The 16,546-nt window shown below is 57.0% G+C and carries 17 protein-coding genes; 11 read left to right on the top strand and 6 right to left on the bottom strand.

Translation table 11 applies throughout. The features are described from left to right. Nucleotides 1–28: 28 nt before the first annotated feature. Entirely contained in the window at nucleotides 29–538 is a 510-nt protein-coding gene (locus ACR0CW_RS11830; protein WP_480787935.1) for an N-acetyltransferase family protein, read from the bottom strand. 164 nt (nucleotides 539–702) lie between these two features. Here ACR0CW_RS11830 and ACR0CW_RS11825 point away from each other — a divergent pair, with 164 nt between their 5' ends. From ACR0CW_RS11825 to ACR0CW_RS11810, 4 genes are read left to right on the top strand one after another with little or no spacing between them, the layout of a single operon-like run. Next, on the top strand, nucleotides 703–1,662 hold the full coding sequence (locus ACR0CW_RS11825; protein WP_480787934.1) for a dihydrodipicolinate synthase family protein: 960 nt from the start codon (nucleotides 703–705) through the stop codon (nucleotides 1,660–1,662). Continuing rightward, nucleotides 1,653–2,585, top strand: coding sequence for a 4-hydroxyproline epimerase (locus ACR0CW_RS11820; RefSeq protein ID WP_480787933.1), 933 nt, complete (start codon nucleotides 1,653–1,655; stop codon nucleotides 2,583–2,585). Before ACR0CW_RS11825 ends, ACR0CW_RS11820 begins: the two co-directional genes overlap by 10 nt. After that, nucleotides 2,582–3,823: an NAD(P)/FAD-dependent oxidoreductase gene (locus tag ACR0CW_RS11815; RefSeq protein WP_480787932.1), complete on the top strand. Its 1,242-nt coding sequence runs from the start codon at nucleotides 2,582–2,584 to the stop codon at nucleotides 3,821–3,823. The genes ACR0CW_RS11820 and ACR0CW_RS11815 overlap by 4 nt, the downstream gene beginning before the upstream one ends. Before the next feature lie 9 nt (nucleotides 3,824–3,832). Further along, nucleotides 3,833–4,855: a trans-3-hydroxy-L-proline dehydratase gene (locus tag ACR0CW_RS11810; RefSeq protein WP_155148435.1), complete on the top strand. Its 1,023-nt coding sequence runs from the start codon at nucleotides 3,833–3,835 to the stop codon at nucleotides 4,853–4,855. Between the two features lie 94 nt (nucleotides 4,856–4,949). Here the strand turns inward: ACR0CW_RS11810 and ACR0CW_RS11805 are convergent, their stop codons facing one another. Continuing rightward, nucleotides 4,950–5,966: an Ldh family oxidoreductase gene (locus ACR0CW_RS11805; protein WP_480787931.1), complete on the bottom strand. Its 1,017-nt coding sequence runs from the start codon at nucleotides 5,964–5,966 to the stop codon at nucleotides 4,950–4,952. A 136-nt stretch (nucleotides 5,967–6,102) separates the two neighbouring features. Between ACR0CW_RS11805 and ACR0CW_RS11800 the strand changes: the two genes are divergently transcribed. After that, on the top strand, nucleotides 6,103–6,792 hold the full coding sequence (locus ACR0CW_RS11800) for a GntR family transcriptional regulator (RefSeq protein ID WP_170333828.1): 690 nt from the start codon (nucleotides 6,103–6,105) through the stop codon (nucleotides 6,790–6,792). Nucleotides 6,793–6,803: 11 nt separating this feature from the next. Here the strand turns inward: ACR0CW_RS11800 and ACR0CW_RS11795 are convergent, their stop codons facing one another. After that, the gene (locus tag ACR0CW_RS11795) at nucleotides 6,804–7,748 is read right to left on the bottom strand and encodes a c-type cytochrome (RefSeq protein ID WP_480787930.1); all 945 of its coding nucleotides are present in this window, start codon (nucleotides 7,746–7,748) and stop codon (nucleotides 6,804–6,806) included. A 97-nt stretch (nucleotides 7,749–7,845) separates the two neighbouring features. Between ACR0CW_RS11795 and ACR0CW_RS11790 the strand changes: the two genes are divergently transcribed. The 3 genes from ACR0CW_RS11790 to ACR0CW_RS11780 are packed head-to-tail and all read left to right on the top strand — an operon-like array spanning nucleotide 7,846 to nucleotide 10,251. Then, nucleotides 7,846–8,370: an RNA polymerase sigma factor gene (locus ACR0CW_RS11790; RefSeq protein ID WP_209016296.1), complete on the top strand. Its 525-nt coding sequence runs from the start codon at nucleotides 7,846–7,848 to the stop codon at nucleotides 8,368–8,370. Next, complete coding sequence (locus ACR0CW_RS11785) at nucleotides 8,367–9,113, top strand: hypothetical protein (protein ID WP_480787929.1); 747 nt, start codon at nucleotides 8,367–8,369, stop codon at nucleotides 9,111–9,113. Before ACR0CW_RS11790 ends, ACR0CW_RS11785 begins: the two co-directional genes overlap by 4 nt. A gap of 58 nt (nucleotides 9,114–9,171) precedes the next feature. Then, nucleotides 9,172–10,251 carry a helix-turn-helix domain-containing protein gene (locus ACR0CW_RS11780; RefSeq protein WP_480787928.1) on the top strand — a complete coding sequence of 360 codons (1,080 nt, stop codon included), beginning with the start codon at nucleotides 9,172–9,174 and terminating at the stop codon, nucleotides 10,249–10,251. Here the strand turns inward: ACR0CW_RS11780 and ACR0CW_RS11775 are convergent. Continuing rightward, nucleotides 10,224–11,114: a LysR substrate-binding domain-containing protein gene (locus tag ACR0CW_RS11775; protein WP_480787927.1), complete on the bottom strand. Its 891-nt coding sequence runs from the start codon at nucleotides 11,112–11,114 to the stop codon at nucleotides 10,224–10,226. The genes ACR0CW_RS11780 and ACR0CW_RS11775 overlap by 28 nt on opposite strands. A gap of 108 nt (nucleotides 11,115–11,222) precedes the next feature. Between ACR0CW_RS11775 and ACR0CW_RS11770 the strand changes: the two genes are divergently transcribed. Together ACR0CW_RS11770 and ACR0CW_RS11765 are read left to right on the top strand one after the other, a co-directional pair. Next, nucleotides 11,223–12,224, top strand: a complete 1,002-nt coding sequence (locus ACR0CW_RS11770) for a sterol desaturase family protein (protein ID WP_155148421.1) — start codon at nucleotides 11,223–11,225, stop codon at nucleotides 12,222–12,224. A gap of 69 nt (nucleotides 12,225–12,293) precedes the next feature. Further along, nucleotides 12,294–13,118, top strand: coding sequence for a 3-methyl-2-oxobutanoate hydroxymethyltransferase (locus ACR0CW_RS11765; RefSeq protein ID WP_480787926.1), 825 nt, complete (start codon nucleotides 12,294–12,296; stop codon nucleotides 13,116–13,118). An 18-nt stretch (nucleotides 13,119–13,136) separates the two neighbouring features. Here the strand turns inward: ACR0CW_RS11765 and ACR0CW_RS11760 are convergent, their stop codons facing one another. Further along, entirely contained in the window at nucleotides 13,137–14,441 is a 1,305-nt protein-coding gene (locus ACR0CW_RS11760) for a UDP-glucose dehydrogenase family protein (RefSeq protein ID WP_480787925.1), read from the bottom strand. Nucleotides 14,442–14,929: 488 nt separating this feature from the next. On the opposite strand from ACR0CW_RS11760, the gene ACR0CW_RS11755 reads away from it, so the two are divergent. After that, nucleotides 14,930–15,319, top strand: coding sequence for a hypothetical protein (locus ACR0CW_RS11755; protein ID WP_480787924.1), 390 nt, complete (start codon nucleotides 14,930–14,932; stop codon nucleotides 15,317–15,319). A 118-nt stretch (nucleotides 15,320–15,437) separates the two neighbouring features. On the opposite strand, the gene ACR0CW_RS11750 is transcribed toward ACR0CW_RS11755, so the two are convergent. Further along, the gene (locus ACR0CW_RS11750; RefSeq protein WP_480787923.1) at nucleotides 15,438–16,514 is read right to left on the bottom strand and encodes a DUF2793 domain-containing protein; all 1,077 of its coding nucleotides are present in this window, start codon (nucleotides 16,512–16,514) and stop codon (nucleotides 15,438–15,440) included. Between the last annotated feature and the right edge of the window lie 32 nt (nucleotides 16,515–16,546).

Below are 16,546 nucleotides of genomic sequence, written 5' to 3'. Positions count from 1 at the left end.
CACTGTCGGGTGAAACGCCTACACGGGTTCACGTCAGGCGATAAAGATACACGTTGTTCAGATATCCCTGATCCTCGATAAGGAAATGGGTTTCACCGATCTGCTCGAATCCTCGCGCGAGATAAAAGGCGATGGCTGGGTCATTCTCGGCATTGGTTGTCAGCCAGACTGACTCGGCTGATTGTTCTTGGCAGTATTGCAGGGCTGCGTCCAACAGGCTTCCGCCGATACCTTTGCCATGGTGGCGAGGTTGAACGTAGAAAGTCGCGATTTCCATCTCAGAGCAACCCGCCACAGGGGCTTTGCTTGCTGAGGAAACGCGGATGAAGCCGTCGATGCCGTCTTTGTTTTCGGAAACCAGAATGAACTCATCCGGGTCTGAAATGAGCGTTTCGGTTTTTGCAGTTGTGAATTCGTTCAGCGCATAGTCAGCGAAGAACCCGCTGACTCCATGTTTCAAGTAGGTCCCAATCCACACTTCAATCGAAATGGCTGCAATGCTGGACGCGTCTGATTTATGGGCTTTTCTCAAAGACATGACGCCATAGGTGCCAGAAAGCCTGCGGGGTTCAATGTCTAAATTCGTGTGGTTGAGGGTGGCGGCATAAATGATGTGGATTTTGTATCCAATATCCGCTAAGCCCTTATGCAATGAACCTCGGATCAAGCCTGGCCCCGGCCATTCTTTGAAGGATAAGCCCAATGCAATCAGATGTTTTTACCGGCACGATGCCTGCCCTCATGACCCCCTGCACAGCGAATCGCGAGCCGGACTTCGATGCGCTTGTCCGTAAGGGCCTGGAAATGATCGATGCCGGAATGTCGGCAGTGGTCTATTGCGGCTCGATGGGTGACTGGCCCTTGCTGACGGATGCCCAGCGGATGGAAGGTGTCGAGCGCTTGATAGGTGCAGGTCTTCCCGTGGTTGTCGGAACCGGGGCGATCAATACAAAGTCAGCCGTGGCGCACGCGGCCCACGCGCAGAAGATGGGTGCAGCTGGTTTGATGGTCATCCCGCGGGTGCTGTCGCGCGGCAGTTCACCCACGGCACAAAAGAACCATTTCAAGGCCATCCTGACGGCCGCTCCGGATGTACCTGCGATTATCTACAACAGCCCTTACTATGGCTTTGCAACGCGGGCTGATTTGTTTTTTGCTCTGCGTGCAGAACACTCCAATCTTGTTGGTTTCAAGGAGTTTGGGGGGAAGAATGATTTGCGCTATGCTGCCGAAAATATCACCAGCCAGGATGATCAGGTCACGCTGATGGTTGGGGTGGACACAGAGGTTTATCATGGGTTTGTCAATTGTGGTGCGACCGGCTCGATCACCGGGATCGGAACGGCACTGCCGCGTGAGGCCCTGTTGCTTGCGGCGTTGTCGCAAAAGGCTGCATCGGGTCATGCCGAGGCACGCCTGCGTGCACAAGAGCTGACCGAAGCTATTCATGTGTTGTCCAGCTTTGACGAAGGTCCGGATCTGGTGCTGTATTACAAGCATCTTCTGGTGCTGAACGGTGAGCAGGAATACCGTCTGCACTTTAATGAAACCGACGAGCTGACCGATGCGCAGCGCAACTATTGCGAACAGCAATACGCACTATTCCGCAACTGGTTTGCCGATTGGTCCAAGCAGGGCGGAGTAATCGCTGAATGCATGTGATCGACAGCCATACCGGCGGCGAGCCAACCCGGGTGATCCTGGATGGAGCCCCTGATCTGGGCGCAGGCCCTTTGGCTGAGCGCGCGCACCGGTTGGCGACTGAGCATGAAAGCTTCTATCGTTCGGTGATGTTGGAGCCGCGCGGCCAGCCTGCCATGGTGGCTGCGCTGCTCGTTGAGCCGGTTGATCCGACCTGTGTGACCGGCGTGATCTACTTTGACGTCGATGCGGTTCTGGGCATGTGCGGTCATGGGACGATCGGGCTGGCCGTGACGTTGGCGCATTTGGGCCGGATCGGCGTTGGGACGCACCGGATTGAAACCCCCGCAGGGGTAGTGACGATCGAATTACACGATCCCAACACCGTGACCGTGACCAATATCGAAAGCCGCCGGGTCCATCAGTCCGTGACCATTGACGTTCCCGAATACGGCGAAGTGATTGGCGATGTGGCCTATGGCGGCAACTGGTTCTTTATTGTTGATCCAAGCCCCATCCCGGTAGATGCCAACAACATCCGCGCATTGACAGATATGACCATCGCAATCCGCGAGGCTTCGATCGCGCAGGGCGTTGGTGGTGAACAGAGCGAACCCATTGATCATGTGATCTTTCAGGGCATTTCACCAAATGCAGACGTGCATAGCCGCAACTTTGTTTTGTGTCCGGATGACAATTACGACCGCTCCCCCTGCGGTACCGGCAGCTCGGCGCGACTGGCTTGTCTGGCAGCGGATGGACGCCTGGTGGCGGGGGAGGAAATTGTACAGGAAAGCGTTATTGGAAGTTCCTATCGCCTGTCCTATCAGTCGGGTCCGAACGGAGGGGTGATCCCCTCGATTACTGGGCAGGCCTATGTCATGGCTGAGGCCAAGCTGATCTTTGATGGGCAGGATCCGTTCCGGGACGGGATTGAGACGTGACGCAAGAGCCGGTCATTGTCATTGGTGCCGGTGTCATCGGCGTCAGCATCGCGCTGGAATTGCAACGCAAAGGCAATTCGGTCCGGGTGTTGGACCGCAAAGGGGTGGCCGAAGAAGCATCGGCAGGAAATGCCGGAGCCTTCGCCTTTGCAGAAATCGAACCATTGGCAAAGCCGGGCATCATGCGCAAGGCGCCAAAATGGTTGCTGGACCCGCTTGGGCCGCTTTCGATACCACCTGCCTATGCGTTGAAGATCGCGCCATGGATGCTGCGCTTCTGGCAAGCCAGCAGTCATGATCGCTATGAGCAATCGGTTGGCAATCAGGCAGCGTTGATGGAGCATTCTCGCGCGGCGTTGGATCGGCAAATTGCGTATGCCGATGGCGAGGCGATGATGCAGCGCGACGGGCAAATGCAGCTATATGAATCCGATGCCGAGTTTCGCGACAGCCTGCCCGGTTGGGAGTTGCGCCGCAGAAATGGCGTCGCGTTTGATCTGCTGGAAAGCCCTGAGGCCATTGCCGAGATTCAGCCGGGCCTAAGCCCGCGGTTCACCCACGCTGGGTATACGCCAGGCTGGATGAACACGACCGACCCTAAACGCTGGGTCCAACATCTGGCGCAAGTGTTCGAGGGGCTTGGCGGGACAATTGAACGACAAGACGTTCGCGCGCTGGAAGTCACAGGTGACCGGCTGCGGGTTGTATCACGAGATGGATCAACCGAATGCTCTCAGGTGATTGTCGCGGCGGGTGCATGGTCACATCAGTTGGCCGCAACAGTTGGGGACAACATACCGCTGGAAACCGAACGTGGTTACAATACGACCCTGCCTGAAGGGGCATTTGACCTGCGGACCCATCTGACCTTCCCGGCTCATGGATTTGTTGCCAGCCGTATCAACGGCGGGGTGCGGATAGGCGGTGCAGTTGAATTGGGCGGCCTCAAACTGCAGCCAAATTACAAGCGCGCGGATGTCCTTTTGCAGAAGGCCAGTCAGTTTCTGCCCGGTCTCAATACCGATGGCGGAACGCAATGGATGGGTTTCCGGCCATCCCTGCCTGATAGCCTGCCCGTTATCGGCCGCTCCTCCAAGTCAGCCGGACTGGTCTATGCATTCGGGCATGGCCATCTGGGGCTGACCCAATCGGCGGGCACAGCCGAACTGATTTCGGCAATTGTTGAAGGCCAGACGCCAGCCATCCCTCTCGATCCGTTTTCGGCCAACAGATTTTAAGGAAAGCTCATGCGCAGCAGCAAAACCATTCATGTGATTTCAGCCCATGCAGAGGGTGAAGTTGGCGATGTGATTGTGGGCGGTGTGAACCCACCGCCGGGTGAGACGGTCTGGGATCAGCGGTCCTTTATCGAAAGCGATCAGGTTTTGCGAAATTTCGTTCTGAACGAGCCGCGCGGTGGTGTGTTTCGCCATGTTAACCTGTTGGTTCCACCCAAGAACCCCGAAGCAGACGCCGCATTCATCATCATGGAGCCGGAAGATACACCCCCCATGTCCGGTTCGAACTCGATATGTGTTTCAACGGTTCTGCTGGATGGTGGGATCTTGCCGATGAATGAACCTGAAACCCACCTGATGCTCGAGGCTCCGGGCGGGTTGGTTCGGGTGCGGGCCGAGTGCCGAAACGGAAAGGCCGAGCGCATCTTTGTGCACAATGTCCCAAGCTTTGCTGACAAGCTGGATGCAATTATCGAAGTTGAAGGGATCGGCACTTTGCGCGTCGACACGAGCTTTGGCGGAGACAGCTTCGTTATTGTCGATGCCGAAGATCTGGGTTTTGCACTGACCCCGGACGAAGGTGGCGATCTGGCGCGTCACGGAGCACGCATCACGGATGCCGCCAATGAGCAACTGGGGTTCAGCCACCCAACCGAGGACTGGAACCACATATCCTTTTGCCAGATAGCTGGTCCGCTTAGTCGGCAGGACGATATCCTTACGGGTCGAAACACCGTTGCGATCAAACCTGGCAAGCTTGACCGATCCCCTTGCGGAACCGGTGCCTCGGCCCGGATGGCGGTCTTGCTGGCTAAAGGCCAGATGAGTGCAGAGGATCAGTATCATGCACGTTCGATCATCGACAGCGAGTTTCGGTGCCGTATCGTGGCCCAGCATGACCTGAACGGGCGCACCGCCATTACGCCCGAGATATCAGGGCGCGCCTGGATTACAGGAATACATCAACACATGCTGGATCCGGATGATCCCTGGCCCGGCGGATATCGCCTCAGCGATACCTGGGGGGCTTAGTTTTTGGGGAAACCTTGAACCGCCAATACCCTGCCGCGCTTCGCACTCTTGGGACATTGGCGGTACAGAAAGTACTGTGTATTCCCCAAAAGCTTTAGACCAACAACGCCAGCAAATCGGTGTGTAGCTGTTCTGGAATTTCCGCATAGCCGCGCTGATGGTTTTGGGCGCGGGCTGCAAAACGCCGTTGCGAGGGCAGGCGAGCGCCCTGATCCAGAATGTCAGCAAACAGGCGTTCGGCACGGGCATCATTGGCCTCGGCTTTCCCGCCGCTGAACTGGTTAGGGTCAAAGGCGATGATAATTTCGCCGTGATACGGCGCACCGCCCGTTCCCTCGGCAAATTCCATACTTTCAAGGCTGGTCAGATCATCAATCAGCGGACCGGCCAGAAGCTCGATCATGATCGATAGGGCAGAGCCCTTATAGCTGCCGAATGTCAGCATTGCGCCATCCATCGCCGCCTGCGGATCGGTTGTCGGGTTGCCATCCTTGTCGATTGCAACACCCTCGGGCAGAGGTTTGCCCGCCCGTTTGTAAAGCTCGATCTCGCCACGGGCAAAGGCGCTGGTGGCGAAGTCGAAGGTAAACGGGTCTTTGCCCATGCGTGGCCAGCTGAACGCCAGCGGATTGGTGCCCAGACTGCCCCGCGTACCACCCGCTGGGGCGACCCACGAGTGACTTGGCACCATGGCCATTGCCGCCAGTCCGGCAGAGGACAGGCTTTCAACCTCGGGCCAGAGCGCCGAGAAGTGAAAGCACCGATTGATTGCCATGGCGGCAATCCCGTGCGTGCGGGTTTTCTCGATCAGAACGGGCAGCGCTTTCTGAAATGCAAGCAGCGACATGCCGCCCTGTGCATCCACCCGAACAATCGCATTGTCGGAAGGTTCCAGAACCGGTTCTGCATGGCCGTCGATCTTGCCTGCCTGCATGGTCTGAGCACACATGAAGAGACGGAACAAACCATGGGACTGACAATCATCCAACTGACAAGTGGTCAGCATTTCCGCAATTGCGGCTGCATGGTCAGGGCCATAGCCCGAATGCGACAGAACCTTCAGGGACAGGTCCCGGATTTCTTCGGGTGTCAGTTTTACTGTTGTGCTCATGTCCCATCCCCTGTGCTGATAGGGGATGGATAGCGGGGAAAAGGGCCGGGTTTCAACTGCATTGGCGGGTGTTTCAGGTTGGAATGACACGAAAAGCCGGATATTTGTATCCAAAATTCAAATGACGGATATCCACTTGCCAGCAAAGCGCGCAATAGCCCGGCAGAGCCTTCCTGACGTCATCGCAAATGACTTGCGAGAACGTATTCTGAGCGGCGAACTGGCCGAAGGTGAGATTATCCGGCAGGAAGCACTGGCCGAAGAATATGACGTTTCGCGCATGCCGGTTCGCGAGGCGCTGAAACAGCTGGACGCCGAAGGGCTGGTGTTACTGACCAACAATCGTGGGGCCAGTGTCACCAAGCATTCCCTGACTGAGATTGGTGAGATTTTTGATCTCCGCGTTTTGCTGGAGGTCGATCTGTTCCGTCGCGCCATTCCGTCGATGACGTCGACAGATTTTGCCCGTTGCGAACAGATTCTCAAGCAAATGGAGGCATCATATGACGCCAATGATGTGGGTCGCTGGGGGGCACTGAACTATGAATATCACTCGGCGCTTTACGCACCCGCAGGGCGCAGCCTGACCAATGAACTGCTGCAGCGGGTCAGCTTGCAATCAGACCGCTACATTCGCATGCACCTGAGTGTGATGAAACAACGCGAACCAGCGCGGAAAGAGCACCGTGAACTTTTGCGGTTGGCGAAAGAAGGGCAGGTGGACGAAGCCTGTGCTTTGCTGACCCTTCATATCGGTCGTACCAAGGACCAGCTTGTAAAACTGGTGGCCGACAAGAGGGCATCCGAGGCTTCGCCAACAGAGTAACTCGATCAGGCTCAGCCCTGAGTTTCTGCCTGAATATACGCGATCACATCGGCGATATCGGAATCCTTCTTCAGACCCGGAAAGGCCATCCGGTTTCCTGGGATGTTTTTGCGAGGATTGGCCAGAAACTCGGTCAGTGCAGCTTCGGTCCAGACAATTCCTGAATCCTGCAGCGCTCCGGAGTATTTGAAACCTTCGACTTGTCCCGCGCTGGCATTGATCACGCCATGCAGCGTCGGGCCTACCGTGTTTCGACCCGGTTTCAGTTCATGGCAAGCCTTGCACTTGCGAAAGACCTTTTTACCCGCCTTTGGGTCTCCGGCAAGACTTGCGGTCTCTACGACTGCGGCAGCGGCCGGAGCAGCCTCAGCTTTCTTGTCATCCAATGTAAACATAAAGCGGGCGGTCACCGGAACGGTGCGCGTAATGCCGGGTAGTTCCGCGAGTTCCATCAGCTTGTCGACACCCGCGTTGACGCCAGCATCCTCGGTGCTGATGAAAACCATATCGTTGGTCGATACCATCACGGTGGTTTCGGACAAACGGGCCACGAACATCTCGGCATCGAATTCGACCTGCGTCCCGGCCAGCGACAGCACAGCCTCGGCATCCACGATGGCGGTTGCCCCGGTCGCGAGACCCGAAATCTCCTCCATATCAAACTCGGCTGTCAGTGTGGCAGAACCGGCTTTGCGAAATACGTATTCGATCATCCGTTCATTGCGGATGTCGATATTGGTCTCGACCGAAGATAGGTCAATTTTGATCTCGGCCTTGCCATCAGCGCTGACCCGTCCACTGAGATTGGTAAAGCTGTTGACCTCGCCCACGGTGTCTTTCTTGATCGTGCCATAGGCCAGATGAGAACCCTCAGGGGTCAGCGTCCAGGTCTCCGCAGACGTCTGGGTTGCAACAATTGCCGACACAATTGTGACTGCCTTCAACAGAAGTTTCATTTCTTTCCTCCTAGATTTGTGCCAGTCCTGACCGCGCGGGTCCGGCCCGTGCAAAGACAAACACACGCAGGTCGCGATTTATTCGATGGTTGGCGAAATGAATTCCGAACAGGCCGTGCGCGGCGCGATCCAGACGCATTCGAAACGCGTCTGGCGGTTTGGACTTGCCTTGTCGGGCGCATCCGATGTTGCGGATGATTTGCTGCAGTCGACCTGCCTGCGGGCTTTGGAACGGCATCATCAGGTTACATCGTATGAACGGCTGGATTCCTGGCTGATGACGATCTGCCGATCGATCTGGCTGAACGAAGTGCGTGCAAGGTCTGTTCGACGCGCGCAGGCTTTGTCGGTGACGCCCGAGGCGGAGCTGGTTGCAACCGGTCCGGATTCGGAAACGAATATTTTCGCCGCTGAAGTGTTTACACAAGTGATGCAGCTGCCAGAGGCGCAGCGGGAAACGGTTATGCTTGTGTTCGTCGAGGGCTACAGCTACCGCGAAGCTGCCGCGTTGCTGGACGTTCCCATCGGTACGATCATGAGCCGGCTATCGAATGCCCGGCAGAAACTGAAAACCGTGATGCAGCATGATTTGGCTGACACCGCGCGACGGAGTGGCAAATGAAGTTTTCCGACGAGACGCTGCTGGCGTATCTGGAAGGCAGTCTTGACGAGGATCAGTGCCGCGCCATTGAGGCTGCGGTCGAGGAAGACGTCACGCTGGAACAGCGCCTGATGTCGCTTGATCCTTTTGCGCCGGTTGTTCAGCAGGTCTTTGAAGGTTTGCCAGCCAATACGCCGCAAGTGGACTTGCCGGAAATGGTTGCAGCGTCGCCTGTCCGTTCATCCGGCGGGTATCTGCGTCTGGTGGGTGTCGCGGCGGCGACCGCAATTGCTGCGGTGGCCTTGACCTTTTGGGCCACGCGGCCGGTTGAGCCGGGTTGGGCGGAACAGGCAGCGATTTATCAGTCGCTTTATGTTCCCGAAACGATTGCGTCCCTGAACAGCTCTCCGCAATCGCTTGATGTGCAGTTTGAAATGGCCGAGGAAAAATTGGGCCGTTCACTGAACCGCGATGCATTGGAAGCATTGCCGGGGCTGGAGCTGAAACGTGCTCAGATCCTGTCTTTCAAAGGCAAACCCCTGGTGCAGATCGTGTTTGCGGACGCGCAGGGTGAACCATTTGCGTTCTGTGTCATCCGGCAGGGGCCAGCAGCGCCGAACAAGGACGTCAAACAGGCGGTTCTGAGCGGTCTGGCAACTGCAACCTGGGCGCAGGATGGCTATGGCTACATGTTACTGGGCAGCAATCCGCAGACCAATTTGGATGGCGAACTGGGTGTTCTGCACGAAACCTTCTCGGGCTAACCTCACTTAAACAGAAAACCTCTTGTGAACCGGTGGAAATGCCCAAAGAATGGCGGGTATGAAGTCGAAACGTGTCATGCCTGATCCGGATGACGAGGCCGCGGATGTTGGGCCTCAGAGCATCTATGACACTGACGAGCCGGATGAAGAGGATCTTTGGTTTCTTCCGCCCGAAGATGATGAAGTCAGGGATGACTTTCTTCCACCCGGTCCACGGGCAGACCGGCGTCTTCTTTTTGATCCGCGCGACTGGCGGGCGGCGCAGGATGAGCTGTCATCTGAACTGGCTGATCTGGCCGTCACATTCGGCGCATTGGACGAACGTTTGCGCGCCGGACCGGATGGCTGGACGCATCGTCTGGCTTTGATGGATGTATCCGATTTGGGCTGGTGGACCGGTGACCGGATCAGCGTTGACCGGCTGGCCCTGTGGACAGGGCTTCGGATCGGTGCGACCAGTGATGACGTGCAGGCCCTGTTTCGCGCAGGTTGGGCCGTGCGCCGCCTGACTTCGGGTGCACCACCTGCTGCGGGTGGGTGGGAAGACGGGCTGACGGCATTTCTCGATCGGCTGGCGCAGGGGATCGAAGATGTTCCCGAAACTGTGGGCGATCTTGCCGAAGTGATGCGTAACGCCGAAGGCTTGCACCCCGTCACACAGGCCGCGATCGCCTTTCATGCGTGGCGTGCCTTGTCGCAAGGAATAGGCCACGATACCGAGGCGGCGATCATCGCATCCCGCCATGCGGCGTCCATGGGGCGCGGTGGAGCGATGTTCATGCCTCTGGCCTTGTCGGGGCCCGGCGCACTGCGCGGTGTGGGTGAGCCGGCCGAGAAACTGTCGGCGTGGATACGCGGTGCAGGACAGGCGGCGCTGGCCGCCTTGCTGCATCTGGATCGGGTAAGCGCCTGGGAAAAACGCGCCAGAGAGGCAACCGGGGATCTCAGCGGGCGGACACCACCGATATTGATTGACGTGCTGACGGCATGGCCGATGGTTTCCGTCCCGCTGGCCGAAGAACTGACCGAAGCCTCACGGGCGGCAGCACAGCGGAACATCGACATATTCACCCGGCGTGGTCTGATCCGCGAGGTAACGGGGCAGGGCCGTTACCGCGTCTGGACGGCGGCACTGTAATCCAGCAACCAATCCCGAAAGGCACGTGCAGGCGGCCGCAGCGCTGCGCGATCCGGATAGATCAGGTGATATGCTTCCTGACCCTCTACTTCGATATCCGGCAGACAAGGCACGAGGCCAGACAGTTCCATAATGCGATCCGATGCGGGCGCGCGCGCCAATGCGACGCCACCGCCGCTGGCAGCAAGCTCGGCCGCCATCAACGAATTGTCAGCAAAGAAGTAGCGCGCTTGTCCTGCAGGCAGGCGCAGGCTTTCGAACAGATGGGGCCAGCTGGCGCGATGCGTTGAAACCTCGATCAGGTTGAACTGGAACAGGTCTTGCGGATGCTGAATCTGGGCAGCGATGTCAGGCGGAGCCACCGGATAAAGGCGTTCGCGCAACAACTCGTCACCATCGGTGCCAAAAAGTGCGGGATTGCCGAAGACGATTTGCAGATCGGTAAATCGGTTTGCGAAATCAGCGACCATGTTCCCTGTCGACAGCGACAGATTGATCTGCGGGTGATTGGTCTGAAATTCTGTTAGGCCACCCGCAAGAATGCCGTGTGCAAACAGCAGAACGGATTGCACGTAGAGCCTCTGTTCCCGCGTTTCGCCGAACAGCCCCGTGGTCGCTGTTTCCAGCATCAGCAAGGATTGCTGCACGGATGGTAGATAGGCACGGCCAGCTTCGGTCAGTGTCACGGCATGGGCGTGGCGATGGAATAGGGGAGTTCCCAACCGGGTTTCCAGTGCCTTGACCTGTTGACTGACGGCGGCGGCGGACATGTTCAGCTGCACGGCCGCGCGGGCAAAGCTCTCGGTTCGCGCTGCTGCCTCGAACACGCGCAGCCAGTTGAGGGATGGGATACGAGTTGCCATGCACGCAGACTAAGCAAAACTTAGGCTGACCGGCAAGACATTACGTTCTGAGGATTACGCGACGAGTCGTACTGTGCGTGGCAGCGAACAGAAAGAATGAGCTACGTCATGTCAGATCCCGCCACCCAACCGCGCCCCAAGCGCAAGATCTGGAACTATACCCCGCAACTGCCGATCCAAACCTCGCCCTATTGGGACTGGCCGATGAAGCCGCTGGCTACATTGCGATACCTGTTGCAGAGCTGGAATCCGCTGGCTTTGCGGGCGTTTCTGCTGGTCTTTGCGATCATCACCTGGAACTACCTGACACCTTCGCTGGCCCGGATCGAGACATTGAGCTGGGACTGGGTCGCTGAGATATGGTTCCGCAATTTCTGCATCCTGATGGTGGTAGCAGGCGGTTTGCATCTGGCCTTGTGGAAGTTCCGAACGCAGGCTGACGAATACCGCTATGACATGCGCCCGATGATGAAGGGTGCAAAGGTCTTTACCTTCAAAAACCAGGTTTGGGACAACATGTTCTGGACGCTTGGCCCGGCACTGACATTCTGGACCTTTTGGGAGTGTTTCATCCTCTACTCCTATGCCAACGGCTGGGTAACGATGATCACTTTCGACAGCAATCCGGTCTGGTTTATCGCGATGGTGGTGTTCATCCCGATCTGGGCTGGTTTCCACTTTTACTGGCTGCATCGGCTGCTGCATGTCGGTCCGCTCTACACCAAGGTTCACGCGTGGCATCACCGCAATATCAATACAGGTCCTTGGTCAGGTCTGGCGATGCATCCCGTCGAAAGCTTCTTTCTGATGTTCGACACGATGATCTTCTTCCTGCTGCCGTCGCACCCGGTCCACGCCATTTTCCTGCTGTTCCATCACGGGATCGGCGCCCCGACCTCTCATGCCGGGTTCGAGCATGTGAAACTCGGCAACAAGGCCAGATTCCAGGTTGGCGACTTTTTCCACCAGCTGCACCACAAGTTCTTCGATTGCAACTATGGTACGTGGGAGACGCCGTGGGATGAGTGGTTCAACACGTTCCACGATGGCACCGATGAGGGCAACGACATGGTCAAGGAACGCCGTCGAAAAATCTGGGCCGCCGAATAGCTCGACCAGAACAAGACTGTGCCGGGTCCTGATGGGCCCGGCAATTGCTATGAAAGAACAGGGTACATCATGAAAAACATCTACACGTTTGGCCGCCGTCCCGCGCAACGCAACTATACGGTCAAGGACCTGCTGGATCTCAAGAAAACCGGCGAACGGCTGACCATGTGCAACCCGGCGAATGAGGCCGAGATTAAGGCTTGTGTCGATGCCGGAATCGATCTGCTGACGCTGTGGGATGTGCATCTAGATATGGCGCGTGAAATTGCGCCAACCCATTTTGCCGGGACCGCCATGAACTGGGGTCAGTTCGCCACAAATGACGAGATCATGCGCCATGCCATCGACTGTATGGAGAAGGGCGCAGACATGTACTTCACCAACCGTTCGTTCGAAGTGGTTGAGATGCTGGCGCGCGAAAGCATACCGGTTCAGGTTCATATGGGGCTGGTGCCATCGCTCAGCCATTGGGCAGGTGGGTTGCGCGCATTTGGCCGGACTGCGGATGAGGCAATGCAGATTTACCAGACGTTCAAACGCTATGAGGATGCGGGTGCGATCGCGTGCGAGATTGAATGCGTGGCCGAAGACACTCTGCGCCTGTTGAATGATCGAACATCGATCGTCACCATCTCATTGGGGTCAGGCAATGCAGGCGATGTGATCTTTCTGTTTATGGCCGATATCTGCGGTGAGGCTGAAAACCCGCCGCGCCATGCCCATGCTTTCCGCGATCTTGGGCGTCTGCACCGGCAAATGTATCAGGAGCGCGTCGAGGCGCTGAAAGAGTTTCAGTCCGAAGTCCGCGCCAAAGCCTTTCCCTATCCGGCTCAGGCCATCTCGATGCGAGATGGCGAGCTGGCCAAACTGGAAGAGGCTTTGGACAAAGTCTGACGTAGTGATCGGGCGCGCTCAGCGCCCGACACCAACATAGGATTCAAAGCCGGATTTCAGTGCTTTGCTTTCGGCATAGATATTGCGCAGATCAACCATTCGGGCGGTCTTCATCGCGCCTGCCAGCTCTTCAAGGTTCAAGGCACGGAATTCGTTCCATTCGGTCAGCAGAACCACCGCGTCGGCATCCTTGGCGGCTTCGTAAGGATCTTCTGCCCATTCGACGCCCGGCAACAATGCCTCGCCTTCGGCTTTACCCTGCGGATCAACGACGCGCACTTTTGCGCCTCCGCCAATCAGTGCTGGAACAATAGTCAAGGACGGGGCATCGCGCATGTCGTCAGTGTTGGGTTTGAACGTCACCCCAAGGATCGCGACGGTTTTGCCGTTAAAGCTGTCATCGCAAGCATCGCGGATTTTCTCGGTCATCCGTTTCTTGACCTCATCATTCACGCGAATGACGGTCTCGGTGATCTGCATCGGGTGCGCATGTTCCTGTCCGATCCGGGCAAGCGCAGCGGTGTCTTTAGGAAAGCACGAGCCGCCATAGCCGGGACCGGCATGCAGGAATTTGTTGCCGATGCGGCCATCCAGCCCGATACCGCGCGCCACCTCTTTGACGTCGCCGCCCACACGTTCGCACAGGCCCGCGATTTCGTTGATGAAGGTGATCTTGGTCGCCAGAAACGCATTGGCTGCGTATTTGATCATCTCGGCGCTTTCCAGATCGGTGGTCAGGATCGGAAAGTCGCGCAGGTAAAGCGGGCGGTAAATCTCGGCCATGACTTCGGCAGCGCGATCGCTTTCGACGCCTACGACTACGCGGTCAGGGCGCATGAAATCGTCGATCGCCGCACCCTCACGCAAAAACTCGGGGTTCGAGGCCACGTCGAATGCCGCCTTTGGGTTCGCCGCGGTGACCACCTCATGCACTTTGCGGTTAGTTCCCACAGGAACGGTCGATTTTGTGACGATGACGGTATAGTCGGTGATCGCGTTTGCGATCTCTTCCGCAGCTGCCATCACATAGGTGAGATCGGCATGGCCATCCCCACGGCGCGTGGGTGTCCCAACGGCAATGAACACAGCATCCGCCCCGTCAACAGCCGCCTTCAGATCGGTGGTGAAACTCAGTCGGCCTGCAGCAACGTTTTTGGCCATAAGGGTATCTAGGCCGGGTTCATAGATGGGCACCTCACCGGCTTGCAGCATGTCGATCTTTTGATCCGCCTTATCAACGCAAACCACGTCGTGACCGAAATCCGAAAAACACACCCCCGACACCAGACCAACATAGCCGGTGCCGATCATCGCAATACGCATACTTAAAAATCCTTCTTACCAATTACGCCGATGGCGCGCATACATTCGAAGAAACTGCTGGCGGATTCAATGCCTGTCAGTGATCTTGGGTTGCATTCAATAGTTTCTCGCCGTCATTGAGACAACAGACAGGACCTCGAAATTGCGAGGCGGAACATCGACCAAGATCGCATTGATAATCGATATTGCCGGTTGGGACGGCTCAAATCTGGCCTCGACATCGGACAGTTTGGATTGGTAGGGGAACGCCTCAGCGTTAAGCCACTCCGTTTTATCTCCGGCTTCCCTATGCGGTGGTCAAACTGTATTCCTTTGGGATCACGAAGACCCGCAACGGGGCGGAACCTCTGTGACGCGAAAAATCACGTGAGGTCTGGCAAGCATCTCGCAGGGGTTGAAAGATTGTCCGTTCATGGGCAATCTCAACAGCCAGCGCGATTGGGGTGCTGCCGGAGTTTTCGAGAGAGAGCGTAAATTAGGTTGCAAAGGTGATTGCGGTCGAAGTCGACCATGCGCTGGCCTTGAAAGCATGTGACGTGATCAAGCGCATCGATTCCCAATATTCCCGCCTGGTCAACGAGACATTCATGCGCAAGACTTACATGGCAGAGCGTCGCGGGAAGGTTGGCTGCGCAATTCTGTTTATGTTACGTGAGCGGCAGAATGCTCGTGAAATGCTGTACCTTGTTACTCGCAACCGTAGGGGGTTTGACATGACGGACCAGTCGGCGGCGCCGGAGTTCTTTCAGGCACTACGACTTGATGTTGTGTTTCTGGCTGCGGCCAAGGTTGGTGGCATTCACGTGAACAATGCTATCTTGCAGACTTTGAACACGAAAACCTGCGATCGAGAACAAGGTGATCCATCAAACCCTTGACGCTGGGGTGCAACGGCTTCTGCACCTTGGCTGCTCTCACATATCCGACTTGGTATCTGAATCAGGTCACCAGGATTTGCGGACAAGGTGACCGTCCGGTTTCGGACGGTCTGACTGTTTAGAACCAGCGTCCGATAGCTGTGACTGAGGGTGCCTTTGCGGTGGCATCCGATGTCGCGCAAAGCACCTGCAGCGTCACCTGTGTTTCAGACGGCACATCAATTCCTGCGAACCGCCCAACAGCGCCACCGCTTCCGCTCAGTACTGGGACAGAGCCTGCTGCAAAAGCCGTCGGAAAGGTCCAAGTCGTTGAAGCGCTGGCAAAAAGAGCCCCCACAGAGGTAGTACAGTTTACGGGGTCCAGATTGGCGGTACAGATCTGTGTGCCATCAGCAAACCGTACAAACTCACCATTTGCCGTGCTGCCGCGCTCGATAACCGCACCGGTTGGTGTGCCGGAGGCTTCGGAAACTGAACCCAACAAATTTCCTGGCCCATAGCCGTAGTCAGCGCGCATCAAACGCCCGGCTGTCGTGTCTGTAGCGTTCGCCTGCACAGCCGCGCCAGCAGCTGTGCCTGTAACTGGATCAATACTCAGCGATTCGGTCCAGTTGCCACCATCTGGCGAAACCTTGATGGCAAATCCCGTGTTGCCCGATAAACCCATCTCGGCATGACCGGTCCAGTTGGATTGAAAAAGCAAAGATGCGGTATCGCCTTCACTAGCTTTGTTGATCTTCAGCTGATGGCCGCCGCCATCATGGCTCAGCAATGTAGCCGGGCTGCGAACGGACAGGCGATTGGTTGCGTCATGTCCGGTTTGGATGCCGATACCCGGCAGGTTCTGGGTTTCGACGGGCGGGTCAGTCCAGGCGCTTCCATCCCAGATCTTGATGCGATCCGTGTCCTGATCCCATGCACGCCAACCTGTATCCGGTTCGATAAAGTGCCACGCATTGTCCAGCCAGGCTGCAAGCTGCCCGGGGTTGTCGCTCCAGCCTCCGGTCGGTGATGTCCCAAGCGCATACACATCTCCTTGCCCGGGGACGGCAGGAGGGGTGGTTGCATTCATGGACACGACACTCAGCTGAACAATTAAATCCAGCTGACGCAGTGCTTCGTTATGGGTGACATGTTTCTGGGCCTGCGAGGGTTGCAAAAACGGCAGGTTTAGACGGGGTGAGTTTTGTGACATGGGTATCCTCCTGTGGCTGTCGGTTCGACAAT

Source organism: Ruegeria sp. CH6, from assembly GCF_056537005.1.
This window is presented reverse-complemented; position numbering and strand designations above follow the sequence as displayed.